11 protein-coding genes are annotated in these 14,122 nt (G+C 70.8%); 3 read left to right on the top strand and 8 right to left on the bottom strand.

The genetic code is table 11. The annotated features are described in order from the left end of the window. Positions 1-16: 16 nt before the first annotated feature. Positions 17-664, bottom strand: coding sequence for a helix-turn-helix domain-containing protein (locus ACFYNL_RS22170; protein WP_388806148.1), 648 nt, complete (start codon positions 662-664; stop codon positions 17-19). Between the two features lie 244 nt (positions 665-908). Between ACFYNL_RS22170 and ACFYNL_RS22175 the strand changes: the two genes are divergently transcribed. The 3 genes from ACFYNL_RS22175 to ACFYNL_RS22185 all read left to right on the top strand — a co-directional run bounded on the left by ACFYNL_RS22175 (position 909) and on the right by ACFYNL_RS22185 (position 3,733). Then, positions 909-1,736, top strand: a complete 828-nt coding sequence (locus ACFYNL_RS22175) for a hypothetical protein (protein WP_388806150.1) — start codon at positions 909-911, stop codon at positions 1,734-1,736. A 180-nt stretch (positions 1,737-1,916) separates the two neighbouring features. Next, positions 1,917-2,726 (top strand): SAM-dependent methyltransferase, encoded by an 810-nt coding sequence (locus ACFYNL_RS22180; protein ID WP_388806152.1) that lies wholly within the window; start codon positions 1,917-1,919, stop codon positions 2,724-2,726. 479 nt (positions 2,727-3,205) lie between these two features. Then, on the top strand, positions 3,206-3,733 hold the full coding sequence (locus tag ACFYNL_RS22185; protein WP_388806265.1) for an NUDIX hydrolase family protein: 528 nt from the start codon (positions 3,206-3,208) through the stop codon (positions 3,731-3,733). Between the two features lie 258 nt (positions 3,734-3,991). On the opposite strand, the gene ACFYNL_RS22190 is transcribed toward ACFYNL_RS22185, so the two are convergent. The 7 genes from ACFYNL_RS22190 to ACFYNL_RS22220 form a co-directional block, all read right to left on the bottom strand. Then, positions 3,992-4,450, bottom strand: coding sequence for an SRPBCC family protein (locus ACFYNL_RS22190; protein WP_388806154.1), 459 nt, complete (start codon positions 4,448-4,450; stop codon positions 3,992-3,994). 59 nt (positions 4,451-4,509) lie between these two features. After that, on the bottom strand, positions 4,510-5,682 hold the full coding sequence (gene solA / locus ACFYNL_RS22195; RefSeq protein ID WP_388806156.1) for an N-methyl-L-tryptophan oxidase: 1,173 nt from the start codon (positions 5,680-5,682) through the stop codon (positions 4,510-4,512). Positions 5,683-5,816: 134 nt separating this feature from the next. Continuing rightward, on the bottom strand, positions 5,817-8,255 hold the full coding sequence (locus ACFYNL_RS22200) for an FAD-dependent oxidoreductase (RefSeq protein ID WP_388806157.1): 2,439 nt from the start codon (positions 8,253-8,255) through the stop codon (positions 5,817-5,819). Between the two features lie 203 nt (positions 8,256-8,458). After that, positions 8,459-9,433 carry an ABC transporter substrate-binding protein gene (locus tag ACFYNL_RS22205; RefSeq protein WP_388806159.1) on the bottom strand — a complete coding sequence of 325 codons (975 nt, stop codon included), beginning with the start codon at positions 9,431-9,433 and terminating at the stop codon, positions 8,459-8,461. A gap of 13 nt (positions 9,434-9,446) precedes the next feature. After that, positions 9,447-11,474: an ABC transporter permease gene (locus ACFYNL_RS22210; protein WP_388806160.1), complete on the bottom strand. Its 2,028-nt coding sequence runs from the start codon at positions 11,472-11,474 to the stop codon at positions 9,447-9,449. Next, complete coding sequence (locus ACFYNL_RS22215; RefSeq protein WP_388806162.1) at positions 11,474-12,562, bottom strand: glycine betaine/L-proline ABC transporter ATP-binding protein; 1,089 nt, start codon at positions 12,560-12,562, stop codon at positions 11,474-11,476. The genes ACFYNL_RS22210 and ACFYNL_RS22215 overlap by 1 nt, the downstream gene beginning before the upstream one ends. Positions 12,563-12,582: 20 nt before the next feature. Continuing rightward, positions 12,583-14,052, bottom strand: a complete 1,470-nt coding sequence (locus tag ACFYNL_RS22220) for an aldehyde dehydrogenase family protein (protein WP_388806164.1) — start codon at positions 14,050-14,052, stop codon at positions 12,583-12,585. Positions 14,053-14,122: the final 70 nt, after the last annotated feature.

A 14,122-nucleotide genomic window follows, 5' to 3' on the forward strand; every position in this document is an offset into this window, starting at 1 on the left:
CGACGGGTGTCAAGTGTCACTGAACGACATCGGGGGACACGAACCAGATGCCGACGGCCGGTACAGCACCATCATTGCGGTAGCGGTGCGGGGTCGTCGACTCGAAGCAGACCGAGTCGCCGGGACGCAGCGTGTACTCGTCGAAGCCGAGGGTGAGGACCAGCTCGCCCGAGGTCAGACTGCCGTACTCGGTGCCGTTGTGCCGCATGAGGCCGCCCGAACCGGAGGAGGCTCCGCCGGGCCGGTAGGTGACCTGGAGGAAGTCGACGTCCGTGCCCGGAACGTGGCCGAGGCGCTCCCACACCACCCCGGAGTCCAGCTCCAGCACCTCCCGCTGATCCGGCCTGACCAGGGGGCCGATGCGGCGGCCGGGGTCGGCGGCGAAGGCGGCCAGGGCGTGCGCGACGGTGCCGGGGGGCGACGCGGCGACCGGGGAGGCGGCAGCGGCCTCCCCCGCGTCGAAGAGCGACTCGACGGAGATGCCGAGGGCGGTCGTGATGGCGTACAGCGTGCTCACCGAGGGCTGGCTCTTGCCGTTCTCGATCTGCGACACGAGGCTCGCCGAGACGCCGATCTCGCGGGCGAGCGCCCGCAGGCTCGTCCCGCGTTCGAGGCGCGCCCGCCGGATGCGCGCGCCCACGGGCGGGACGGCGGCGGGGGGCATGGGCGGCTCCTCTCTGCGGGCGGGGGGCCAAGGAGGCGAGGGGTGTTCGCTCTCATTGAACAGCGGGGAGGGCTGCGAGGGTATCGGGTCCGGAGAAATGTGCGGGGCGCTGGGTGCACAGCCCGGCGCGTGAGGCCCTGGCGGCCCCCGGGTGCGCTCACTCGAACGGTCCGGTGCCGCTGGTGGGCGGTGTTGCGCGGTGATGCGCTGAGGGCACGCGTCACGTTCCCAGGAGGCACTTGCGATGACCCGTCGTCCGCCCCGACTCGCCCGCGTTCTCTCCTCGGCCCTGGCGGCAGGCGCGCTGCTGGCCGCGGCCGCCTGCTCGCAGGACGGCACCGACAAGGACGGCTCGCGGGCCGCGGGGGTCACCGCGTCGCCCGTCGCCCAGAAGCGGCAGACCCCCTCGCCCACCGCCACGCTCACCGAGGCCGGCGCCCGGACCGCGCTGATCACCGAGGCGGACATCGAGGACGACTGGACGCAGGTCAAGGACACCGAGGCGGAGAACTGGAACGACGCTCTGCTCATCGGCACGGTCGACGTCTCCGACTTCCTCACCGCCAAGGCCGACGCCGCCGACTGCCAGCGGCTCGTGGACTCCCTGTTCGACGACGACCTGCTGGGCAGGCCGTCGGGGGCGAACGCGCTGCGCGGCTTCACGCAAGGCGACTCGCGTCTGCTCCACCAGGTCGGCTCCTACGACCGGACCGACCCGCAGGACTCCCTGAACTGGATGGCGAAGCTGCCGCAGGAGTGCGACCGGTTCACGATGACCGAGGACGGGGAAGAGCGCACCGTCCAGGTCATCGAGACCTCGTTGCCCGACGTGGGCGACGCCCGTGAGGGCCTGCGCGTGACGGTGCAGGGCCCGACCGACGGCGTGCAGGCCACGCTGACGCTGGACGTGGCCGCCGTACGCGTCGGCAACGACGCCATCACCGTGACGGCGGGTGGGCTGGACGGCGACGAGCACGACTCGGTGGAGCAGGCGGTGAAGCTCGGCACCCAGCGTCTGAAGGACGTCCTGGCCGGCAAGTCGCCCGCCTCGACGCCCAGCGAGATCCAGTAGCACCGCGGCTCGCACCCGTCCACCGCCGCCCACGGCCCTCCGCCGGACACCGACGGACGCCGACGGACGTCCGCCAACAGCCCCGCCCGCTCTGTCGATTCCCGGGACAACGTGATCAACGGAGCGGCACAATGGCGGCGATGGCCGGTTTCGGTCGTGCGTGCGAGGAGAGGACGAGTCGTGAGTGATGGCCACACCCCGTCGGGCGGGTCGGCGAGGCTGAACACCGGTGTGGCGCACAACGCGCGCGTGTGGAACTACTGGATCGGCGGCAAGGACAACTACGAGATCGACCAGCAGGTCGGCGAGCAGGTCGCGGGGATGTTCCCGATCATCCGGGACATCGCCCGCGCGGACCGGGACTTCCTCGGCCGGGCCGTGCGGTTCGTGGCCGAGGAGCGGGGCGTGCGCCAGTTCCTGGACATCGGCACCGGGCTGCCGACGGCGGAGAACACCCACGAGATAGCCCAGCGCGTCGCGCCCGACTCCCGGATCGTGTACGTCGACAACGACCCGATCGTCCTCGTACACGCCCGGACACTGCTGACCGGCACCCACGAGGGCGTCACCGCCTACATCGACGCCGATGTGCACGACCCGGACGCCATCGTCGAACGGGCCGCGCAGACCCTGGACTTCGGCAAGCCGGTCGCGGTGATGATGCTGGGCATCCTCAACTTCGTCCTCGATGACGACGAGGCCCGCGAGATCGTGCGGCGCGTCCTGGCCGCGGTCCCCTCCGGCAGCCTCCTGGTCCTGACCCACCCGACCTTCGACTCCGAGCTCGGCGGCGAGGGCCAGATCCCGGCGATGAAGTTCTGGAACGAGAACGCCACGCCGCCGATCACCGCCCGCAGCGGCACGGACATCGCGGCCTTCTTCGAGGGCCTGGAGCTGGTGGAGCCGGGCATGGTGTCCTGCTCGCAGTGGCGCGCCCCGGGCTCCCCCGCGGCCGTTCCGCAGTACGGCGCGGTGGCCGTGAAGCCCTGACCGCCGGATCCTGCGGTCGTACGGCTGGACAGCGACACCCGCATGCACTGAGCGGATCCCCCGCCGCCGACGGACTGGTTGCGCCTCACCAGGGGAACGATCCCCGTCATGCTCCTGCACCGCTGGCCGGATCAGCGCCGGGCCGCCCGTCCGGCGGCAGTGTCCGAGCAGGCGTACCCGGACGTCGGCCTGGCCCCGACCGCGTCGGCCCCTGCCGGTCCGGCCCGGTCCCCTCCGAGGTGCTGGAGATCACCTCGTTCCGCGCGCTGCTGTACAACTCCGCCGCGTATGGTCTGCCGAAACCGAGCCTGCCGGACGCGTCGCGGATCGCGGCACACGGTCGGCCGGTGACGACGCCCGCCGCCTCTTCGGACCTGCCGAGCCCGAGACCGAACCCGAACCCGCCCCGCACCCGATCCCCGTCCGCACCGCGACCGAGCGTTCGCGATCCCGGAAAGTATGATCAAGCAATGTCTGACATGACCGACACCACGCCCGGCTGGCTGAGCACCGACGACCTGGAGCAGGCACGCGCCCGCATGCCGATCCTGTACGTCGAAGCCGTACCCGTGCGCGTCGACGACAGCGGCGAGGTCACCAGCATCGGTCTCCTGCTGCGCATCGGACCGGACGGAACGGTCAGCCGGACCCTGGTCTCCGGCCGCGTGATGCACCACGAGCGGGTCCGTGACGCCCTGCTGCGGCACCTGGAGAAGGACCTCGGCCCGGTGGCACTCCCCCGGGTCCCTGCCTCCCTGCAGCCGTTCACGGTCGCCGAGTACTTTCCGACGCAGGGCATCACGCCGTACCACGACCCGCGTCAGCACGCGGTCTCCCTCGCCTACGTCGTCCCGGTCACCGGCGACTGCCGCCCCCGTCAGGACGCCCTCGACCTGGTCTGGTTCAGCCCGCAGGAGGCCCTGTCCCCCGCGGTGCAGAGCGAGATGCCGGGCGGGCACGGGGTGCTGCTGAAGCAGGCGCTCGCCCATGTGGGGTGCGTGGCCTGACCGCCCGGGGCAGTGGGCCGTGACCGTCGTGGTCATCGGCGGCGGGACCGGCGGCTCTCTTCGCGGAGCGCGGGACCGGGCTGGGCCGCGGCGGCTTCGAGCGGCCTTCGAAAGGGCCGACGGACGTGGCCGTGCCGCACTCGGCGGTGACCCGGCGCCCGCGGCCGGAGGCCGGTCGGCGGTCGACGCGGCGGACCGCGGCGCGGCGCACGCCGGGACGGCGTGGCCGGCACCGCGGTCTCGTCGGGGCGGTTCCGCTCAGCCGGGCGAGATGCGGCCCCGCCAGGCTCCGGACTCACTCCCTCGGTGCTCGATGTAGTCCTTGAAGCGCCGCATGTCGCCCTTGACGCGGCGATCGATCGTCCCCAGCATGTCCGCGGTCTTCTCCACGGCTCCGGTCGGTTCGATCTCCATCACGAGTTCCACCCGCGTGTGGGTGTCGTCCACGCGCTGGAAGCGAACCATGCCCTTCTGGTGGGTGTCACCGCTGACGGTGCGCCAGGTAATCCGCTCGTCAGGGAGCTGGTCGACGATCTCGGTGTCGAACTCCCGCCGTACTCCGCCGATCTTGGTGGTCCAGTGGTTGTGACTGTCGTCGAGCTGGGTGACCTCCTCGACGCCCTCCATGAAGTTCGGGAAATCCTCGAACTGCGTCCACTGGTTGTACGCGGTGTGGACCGGGACCTCTACTTCCACTGCTTCCTTGACGGTGCCCATGTCGGACCTCCTTTCACGCTGCGGCGAGTACCCAGGAGTCGTCCGGCTACAAGTCCTGATCACCTCGTCGTTCCCGGAAGCGGTCGCACGCCCGCCCTTCGGGGGTCGAAGAGCGAGATGGGGTGCTGTGTGCTGCCCTCGACGGCCAGGTCGGCGAGGATCTCGCCGATCACCGGCACGAACTTGAACCCATGTCCGGAGAAGCCGCAGGCGACGGCGACCCGCGGGTGCTCGGGATGCCGGGCCACGACGAAGTTCTCGTCGGGGGTACTCGTGTACATGCAGGCCGCGCCCTTGAGGAAACGGCCGGGCAGCGCCGGGATGCGCGGCCGCAGGTACGCGGCGATGGTCTCGATCTCCTCCGGGTGGATGCGGCGGTCGAGGGCGTCCGGGTCGGTGGCTCCCCCGGTGCGGAAGAACGCGACCTTGGCACCGCCGTGCGGGCCGTCCAGGGCGGGGAAGCCGTAGATCTGGGCGCCGTCCGGGTCCTCCCAGATGTAGACGGGGTGCCGGTCGGGGGTGAACGGGCCGGTGCCGCCGTCGGGCTGGAACCAGTACATGACCTGGCGTTCCACCGTCACGCTCACGCCGAGGTCGGACAGCAGCTCCGGCGCCCAGGCGCCCGGGGCGATCACCAGCCGGTCGGCGGTGTAGGTGCCGCGCTCGGTGACCACCCGGGCCTTGCCGCCCGGTCCGTCGGCCTCCCACGTGCGCACCCGCTCCTCGAAATGCAGCTCGGCGCCCTGGGCACGGGCGAGGTCCAGATGGGCACGCACCGTGGCCTCGGGCCGGGCCACACCGGCCCTGCGCTCGTGGAAGGCGACGTCCTCGGGTGCCGGGGCGAAGGTGGGGAAACGGCGGCGGATGTCCGCGGCGTCCAGCATCTCGTGGTCCAGGCCCCACTGCCGGGCGCTGCGCAGCGTGCCGGCGACGGCCAGGCTGTCCTCGCGTCCGATCAGCAGACCGCCGGTCTCGGTGAAGACCTCGCGTCCGGAGTCGGCGCCCAGTCTCTCCCACAGCTCGTGCGCGCGCAGCAGCAGCGGCACGTAGGCGGGGTCCTCGAAGTAGGCCTGCCGGTAGATGCGTGAGCCGCCGTGGCTGGAGCCGAGGTCGTGGGCCGGGCCGAAGCGCTCCAGGCCCAGCACCCGAAGGCCGCGGGCCGTCAGGTGGTAGGCGGCCGCGCTGCCCATTCCGCCCAGTCCGACGACGATCACGTCGTACGCAGGGGGCATGCGTTCTTGTCTCCTGTGGTGCCGACTGCCAGGTCTTGGCGCGTTCGTACGTCGAACGGACCAAGACCCAGAATCAGACCCGGCCGTCGCCGTGGGCAACCGGATATCGACGTCGGCGCGCCTTCGTGGACCGCTCACCCGCGAAGTCGGGTCATCGCCGGGTCGAACAGCGGCTCCTGAGCGACGACCGCCTCGACGCGCTGGTCGAAGTAGCCGATGTGCAGGGTGGTGCCAGGGGTGGTGAGGTCGGCGGGCAGCCAGGCGTACGCGATGCCCTTGCCGATCGTGTAGCCGTAGGAGGCGCTGGTGACATAGCCCACCGGGCGGTCCCCGTCTTGGACGGGCTCCTTGCCCATGACGACCGACCGCGGGTCGTCGATCGTGAGACAGGTCAGCTTCCGCCGTACGTCGGCCCTGCGGCGCTCCAGCGCGGCCTTGCCGATGAAGTCCTCCTTGTCGGGCTTGACGGCGAAGCCGACGCCGGCCTCGTAGGGGTCGTGCTCGTAGGTCATGTCGGTGCCGAAGGAGCGGTAGCCCTTCTCCAGCCGGAGGCTGTTGAAGGCGCCGCGGCCGGCGATGATCCCGCCGAGCGGCCGGGCCGCCCGCCACAGGGTGTCCCAGAGCTTGTGGCCCAGGTCGGCGGTGGTGTAGAGCTCCCAGCCGAGTTCGCCGACGTACGACAGGCGCATCGCGGTGACGGGGACGGAGCCGATGTGGGCGTGCTTGGCGCGGAAGTACTTCAGTCCCTCGTCGGAGAAGTCCTCGTCCGTCAGGGGCTGGAGGACCTCGCGGGCCAACGGTCCCCACAGGCCGACGCAGCAGGTCCCGGGGGTGATGTCGCGGACCTGGACGGTGCCGTCGGCGGGGAGGTGGCGGCTGAACCAGTCGAGGTCGAGGTTGCCGTTGGCGCCGACCTGGAACCGGTCGCGGGCGAGGCGGGCCACGGTGATGTCGCTGCGGATGCCGCCGTCGTGGTCGAGGAGCAGGGTGTACGTCACGGAGCCGACGGACTTGGCGACCTTCCCGGTGACCAGTCGCTCCAGGAAGGCGGCGGCACCGGGGCCGGTTACCTCCAGGCGCTTGAGGGCCGTCATGTCGTACATCGCGACGGTCTCGCGGGTGACCTGGGCCTCGGCGCCGACGATCGGCGACCAGTACCGCGCGGCCCACGCGTTGGGGGTGGGGACGGAACGGCCTTCGAGAAGGCCCGCGTTGGCCTCGTACCACTGCGGGCGCTCCCAGCCGTTCGCCTCCAGGAAGAAGGCGCCGTGCTCCTGCTGGCGGGCGTGGAAGGGGCTGGTGCGGATCGGGCGGGGCTCACCGGACGGCTGGAGCGGGTGGAGGATGTCGTAGACCTCGACGAAGTTCTGGCAGTCGCGGGCCAGGACGTACTCCGGGGTCAGCTGGTGCGGCTCGAAGCGGTTGACGTCGCACTCGTGCAGGTCGAAGGACGAGCAGTGACCGTCCACCAGCCACTCGGCCATGGCCCGCCCGACGCCGGCGGAGTGGGTGACCCAGACGGCCTCGGCGACCCAGAAGCCCCTGACGTCCGGGGACTCGCCCAGCAGCGGGAAGTTGTCGGTGGTGAAGGAGAACAGGCCGTTGATGCCCTCCTCGACTTTGGCCTCCCGGGTGGCGGGGAGCAGGGCCTGGGTCTCGGTCCAGGCATCCGCGAAGTCCTCCTCCGTGAACTCCAGGACCGAGGGCATCTGGTCGGCCTCGTCGACGGAGAGGATGTCGTCGGCCGAGATCGGCATCGGGCGGTGGCCGTAGGAGCCGATGCCGATGGCGTCGAAGCGGTCGCGGTAGTACAGGTCGGCGTCCTGGTGGCGCAGGATCGGGCGGACCGCCTCCTCGGTCTGGCCGGCGAGGGCCGGTACGGGCCCGGTCCAGGCGAGTTGGTGGGCGAGCGGGGTCAGCGGGAGGTTCATGCCGGCCATGCGGGCGATCCTCGGGCCCCAGATGCCGGCGCAGCAGACGACGACGTCGGCGGGGATCGGGCCCTGGTCCGTCAGGACACCGGTGACGCGGCCGTCGGCCTGCTGGACGTCGAGGACCTCGTGGCGGGCCAGGAAGCGCACGCCGCGCTCGGCGGCCCGGCGGATCTGCGCCTCGACCGCTAGGACGGCCTTGGCGAGGCCGTCGGTGGGGACGAGGAGGCCGCCGAGGACCTTGTCGCGGTTGATCAGGGGGTGCCGCTCGACGCACTCGTCGGTGTCCAGCAGACGGGCCTCGATGCCCCAGGAGGTGACCCAGCCGTGGCGGCGGCGCAGTTCGGTGAGGCGCTCGGGGGTGGTGGCCACTTCGAGGCCGCCGACCTGGAGGAAGCAGGGCTCGCCGTCCACGTCGAGGGAGCAGAACTTCTCGACGGTGTAGCGGGCCAGTTCGGCCATGGTCTTGGAGGAGTTCGTCTGGAAGACCAGGCCCGGGGCGTGTGAGGAGGAGCCCCCGGTGGCGGGGAGCGGGCCCTGGTCGACCACGGTCACTTCGGTCCAGCCGCGCGCGGAGATCTCGTCCGCGAGCGCCGCGCCGACGACCCCCGCTCCGATGATGACCACTCGGGGTCCCGCCATCGCCGCACCTCCGGTTCAGTTGCTCTCTACGCAACGTGATTCAGGCTGCGCAACTCAATGTGCCCGGCGTGCAGGTGGGTGTCAAGGGGGCCGGTGACGTCGGACAACGGCGTCGGGAACGGCCCGCAGAAGGGGCCGGGAACGGCAATGCCCGGTGGGCGGTGCGCCGTCGCGCGCACCGCCCACCGGGCATCCGGGACGGTCTACTTGATCCAGGCCTCCACCTTGTCGCGGTTGGCCTCGACCCACTTCTCGGCCGCCGCCTCCGGCGTCATCTTGTCCACCGCGATGTACTTGGCCACGGTGTTCTGGTCCTCGTTCGTCCAGGTGAAGTTCTTCACCAGGTCGTACGCCGGACTGCCCGACTTGGCGAACTTCGCGCTGACGATCTTGTCCAGCTCGTAGACGGGGTAGTCGCAGGCGACCTTCTCCGTGTCCGCGTCACAACCCGCCTTGTACTCCGGCAGCTTGACCTTGACCAACGGCACCTCGGACATGAACCACTGGGGCTCGTAGAAGTAGCCGATCACCCATTCCTTGTTCTTCTCGGCCTTGCGGAAGGCCTGGATGAGCGCGGTCTCACTGCCCGCGTACACCACCTTGAAGTCCAGCTTGAGGTTCTTCACCAGGGCCTCGTCGTTGGTGACGAACGACGGGTCGCCGTCGAGGAGTTGGCCCTTGCCGCCGGACTCGGAGGTCTTGAACTCGGCCGCGTACTTGTTCAGGTTCTTCCAGTCGGTGATGTCCGGGTGCGCCTTCGCCAGCCACGGCGGCACGTACCAGCCGATGAGGCCCTTGTTGCCGGTCCTGCCGGCGTCCACGGCGGTCTTCTGGTCGGTGATGTACTTCTTCTTGAGGTCGTCGTGGCCCCAGTTCTCGATGACGGCGTCCACCTCGCCGGTGCCGAAGCCCTGCCAGGCGATCTCCTCCTTGAGGTCCTTCTTGGTGACCTTGCAGCCGAGGTCGTGCTCCGCGACGTACGCGACGACCGCCGCGTTGGCCTCGTAGCCCACCCACGGGTTGACGGCGAGGTTGAAGGTGCCGCACTTGCCCGAGCCGTCGGCGCCGGAGGAGTCCTCACCGACCTTCGCGCCGCCGCAGGCGGTGAGGGTGAGGGTGAGGCCGAGAACGGCCAGGCCGGCCGCGCCGACTCTCCACTGTCGTACCTGTGTTGCCATGGGTCAGTGCTCCTTACGCGCTCACGCGCCGCGCCGCGGCCTGAGTGATCCGGTCGAACATGACTCCGAGAAGGACGATGGCGAGCCCTGCCGCAAGGCCCTTCCCGTACAACTGCCCCTGGGAGAATCCGGCCACCACGTCGTAGCCGAGGGCGCCCGCTCCCACCAGTCCGCCCACCACGACCATCGACAGCACGTAGATCAGGCCCTGGTTGGTCGCGAGCGTCAGGGCACTGCGTGACATCGGCAGTTGGACCTTGGTGATGATCTGCCAGGTGCTGCAGCCGGCCGAGGTGGCCGCCTCGACGGTGGTCTGCGGCACGGCCCGGACACCGTCGGCGATGATCTTGATGGCGACCGGGGCCGCGTAGACGATCGCGGCGACGATGGCCGTGAAACGGGTCGCACCGAACAGCGCCAGGAACGGCACGAGATAGACGAACGGCGGCATGACCTGCGCCGCGTCCAGGGTGGGGCGCAGCAGCCGGTCCACCAGCCCACTGCGCCCCATCCACACGCCGAAGGCCACACCGAGGGCCATGACGAGCACCGTCGCCACGACGGTCGAGGCCAGCGTGGTCATCGCGTCGGACCACACACCGGTGCCGACCAGCAGACCCACGCACACGGTCGCGGTGATCCCGGCGCGCGGGCCGCCGAGCACCGCGCCCAGCGCGATCAGCACCGCGCCGACGAGCCACCACGGGGAGTCGGTGAGCAGCGTCTGGAACGGGTTGAGCAGACCGTTGGTGATCGCGTCACGGAAGGCGTTGGTCAGGGCCGAGAGGTTGTCCTGGGCCCAGGTGGTCGCGGTGTCCGCCGCGCTCGCGACGGAGCGGCCGACGCCGCCCTCGCCGGGGAACTCCGCCGCCCACACATAGGTGTGCGAGAGATACACCAGAACCGCCGTGCCGGCTCCCCCGGCTGCCAGCAGCGGCCTGCGCCAGGTCAGGAAGCGGCCGCCCGAGCGCCGGGCCGTCTCCTCGCGGGCGCTGGCGGCGGTGGTGACCCGGTCCAGCACGATCGCCATGACGACGATGGCGAGGCCCGCGTTGAAGGCCGTGCCCACGTCCAGCGACTGCAGGGCCTGGACGACGGTCTTGCCGAGTCCGGGCGCGTCGATCAGGGCCGCGATCGTCACCATCGCGAGCGCCGCCATGATGGACTGGTTGACGCCCATCACCAGGGTCCGCTTGGACATCGGCAGCAGGACCTTCGTCAGCGCCTGCCGTGGTGTCGCGCCCAGCGAGTCGGCGGCCTCGACGGTGGCCTTCGGTACCGAGCGGATGGCGTGCGCGGTGATGCGGATGGCGGGCGGCGCCGCGTAGATCACGGTGGCGATGGTGGCGGAGGCTCCGCCGATGAGGAAGAACAGGGTGAGCGGGGCGAGGTAGACGAAGGTCGGCATCGTCTGCATGAAGTCCAGGAACGGCGTCACGATCCGGTGGAACCGGTCCGACAGGCCCGCCCACACCCCGAGCGGGATCGCGAACAGCAACGCCACGAACACCGCGGACAGGGTGAGGGCCAGGGTGTCCATGCTCTCCTGCCAGAGCCCCTGGAGCCCCATGAAGGTGAAGCCCGCGACGGCCAGCAGGGCGACCCGCCAGTTGCCCACCGCCCAGGAGACGTATCCGGCGATGCCGACGACGCCGAGCCAGCCGATCCGCGGCACGGGGCGGCCGCCGGAGGGCTGGGAGACGAGGTCCTGGACGAAGGTCACCAGGGTGTCGATGACCAGCCGGATCTCGTTGAAGAAGTAGAGGAAGAGGGGGTTGGAGTTGCGGTTGGCGCCGATGGAGTCGTTGGCGTCGTTGAACCACCGGTGCAGGTCCGTGAGGTCCGCCGCCGCCAGGGCGAGGGTCTGCCTGCCGCGCAGCAGGGCGAAGAGCAGCAGCCAGCCGACCAGGACGGCGGCCACCAGCACGCCGCGGCTCACCTTGCGCCGCCGGGCGGGGGGCGGGGACACGGGTGCGGTGTCCGGCTGCCGCCCGTGCTCCGGTTTCTGCGGTTGCCCGGGTTTCTCCACGACGACCGTCATCACGCGCCGCCTTCCTGCCCGGCCACCACCGCGAGGATCTCCTCGTCACCGACGATGCCGAGAAGCTTGCCGTCCTCGACGACCCTGACCGGTCTGTCGGCCGCCAGTACCGCCCGGGTGGCCTCCTTCACCACGACGTCGGGGCCGAGTTCGGGGCCGTCGAGGTCGTCCTCGGGCCCGGCCGGACGCATGATCCAGCGCAGGGTGAGCACATCGCCGCGCGGTACGTCCTTGACGAACTCGCGCACATAGTCGTCGGCGGGGGCACCGACGAGTTCGTCGCCGGTGCCGCACTGGACCGTCCTGCCGTCGCGCATGATGAGGATGCGGTCACCCAGTTTGAGCGCCTCGGAGAGGTCGTGGGTGATGAACACCATGGTCTTGCCGACCTCGTGGTGCAGTCGGATGACCTCGTTCTGCATGTCACGCCGGATCATCGGGTCGAGCGCCGAGAAGGGTTCGTCGAAGAAGAGGACGTCCGGATCACCGGCCAACGCCCGCGCGAGGCCGACGCGTTGCTGCATACCGCCGGAGAGCTGGTCGGGGTAGGAGTTCTCGTATCCGGCGAGGCCGACCAGCTCCACCACCTCCTGGGCCCGCCGGGTGCGCTCGGCCCTGCTCATGCCGCGGATCTCCAGGCCGAAGGCCACGTTGTCGACGACCCGGCGGTGCGGCAGCAGGCCGAAGTGCTGGAAGACCATGGAGAATTTGCTGCGCCGCAACTCGCGCAGCCGCTTGCCGTCGGCCTCGCGGATGTCCTCACCCTCGAAGACGATCTCCCCCGCGGTGGGCTCGATCAGCCGGGTCAGACAGCGCACCAGCGTCGACTTGCCGGAGCCGGACAGGCCCATGACGACGAAGACCTCGCCCTTGCGCACGTCGAAGTCGACGTCGCGCACGGCGGCGGTGCAGCCGGTGCGGTCCATGAGCTCACGGCGGCCGAGGCCGCACAGCTCCTCGGACTGCGGCACCCGGTCGGCCTTCGGACCGAACACCTTCCACAGCCGGCGCACGGATATGACCGCGCTACCGTCCGAATCCTGGGGCGTGCCGCGCCGCTGCGGCACCTCGGTCTGTGTTGGGGTCACGGTCGACCTCTCTTCGGCGTTCAGCCGCGGAACCAGTGCTGCGGCCGGGGTTGGATGTTCTGCCAGATGTGCTTGGCCTCTCGGTACTCGTCCAGGCCGGTCGGTCCCAGCTCCCGGCCCACGCCCGAGTGTCCGAAGCCACCCCATTCCGCCTGCGGCACGTAGGGGTGGTAGTCGTTGATCCACACCGTTCCGTGGCGCAGCCGCCGAGCGACCCGCTGGGCCTTGCCGGCGTCCTGGGTCCAGACGGCTCCGGCGAGCCCGTACTCGGTGTCGTTGGCGATGCGTACGGCGTCGTCCTCGCCGGTGAAGCGCTCCACGGTGAGGACGGGTCCGAAGGACTCCTCGTGGACGACGCGCATGTCCTGCCGGCACTCGTCGAGCACGGTCGGCGGGTAGTAGTGCCCACCGGCGAGGGCGGGATCGTCGGGGCGGGCACCGCCGCAGCGCAGTACGGCGCCCTCGGCGAGACCGGCCGCGACGTACGCCTCGACCTTCGCCAGGTGCTGGGCCGAGATCAGCGCCCCCGTCTGGGCCTGCGGGTCGAAGGGGCCGCCGAGGCGGATCCGCCGGGCGCGGCGGACCACCTCGTCGACGAAGCGGTCGTGCAGCGAGTCCTCGACGATCAGCCGGGCGCCGGCCGAGCAGACCTGCCCGGAATGCAGGAAGACGGCCGTGAGGGCGAAGTCCACGGCCGTCTCGAAGTCGGCGTCGGCGAACACGACGTTCGGGTTCTTGCCGCCGAGTTCCAGCGCGACCTTCTTCACCGTCGCGGCGGCGCTCGCCATGATGCGTCTGCCGGTCGCCAGGCCGCCGGTGAAGGAGACCATGTCCACCGCCGGATGCTCGCCGAGAGGTGCGCCCACTTCGGGTCCCGCGCCCAGGACCAGGTTGGCGGCCCCGGCCGGGAGACCTGCCTCCGCCAGCGCCCTCATCAGCAGGATCGAGGTGGAGGGGGTGAGTTCGCTGGGCTTCAGGACGATGGTGTTGCCGGCGAGGAGAGCCGGGGCGACCTTCCAACCGGCTTGCAGGAGCGGGTAGTTCCAGGGTGTGATGAGGCCGCAGACGCCGATCGGTTCATGGACGACGCGACTCACGGCGTCCTCTCGGCCGGTGTCGATCACCCGTCCGGCGTCGGTGCCGCCGAGCCCGCCGTAGTAGCGGAGGCAGGAGACGACGTCGGCCATGTCGTACTCGCTCTCCACCAGCCGCTTGCCGGTGTCCAGCGACTCGGCGCGGGCGAACTCCCCGGCGTCGCGTTCGATGAGGTCGGCCGTGCGCTGCAGCAGCGCGCCGCGCTCCCGCTCGGGGGTGCGCGGCCAGGGTCCCTCGTCGAAGGCGGCGCGGGCCGCGGCGATCGCCGCCTCCGTGTCGGCGCGGGTCCCTTCCGAGACGGTCGCGACCAGGGTGCCGTCAGCAGGGCAGCGGATCTGCCGGCTGCCGCCGGCCACCGGGTCCCGCCATTCGCCGGCCACATACAGGTCTGCCACGCGCCAAGCCCTTCAGCCGGAATGCGTTGCGCATCATGCATTCAATTGCTTGTGGTGGAACACCCTTGCG

The sequence above is a fragment of the Streptomyces sp. NPDC007808 genome, assembly GCF_042868655.1.
Classification (GTDB): domain Bacteria; phylum Actinomycetota; class Actinomycetes; order Streptomycetales; family Streptomycetaceae; genus Streptomyces.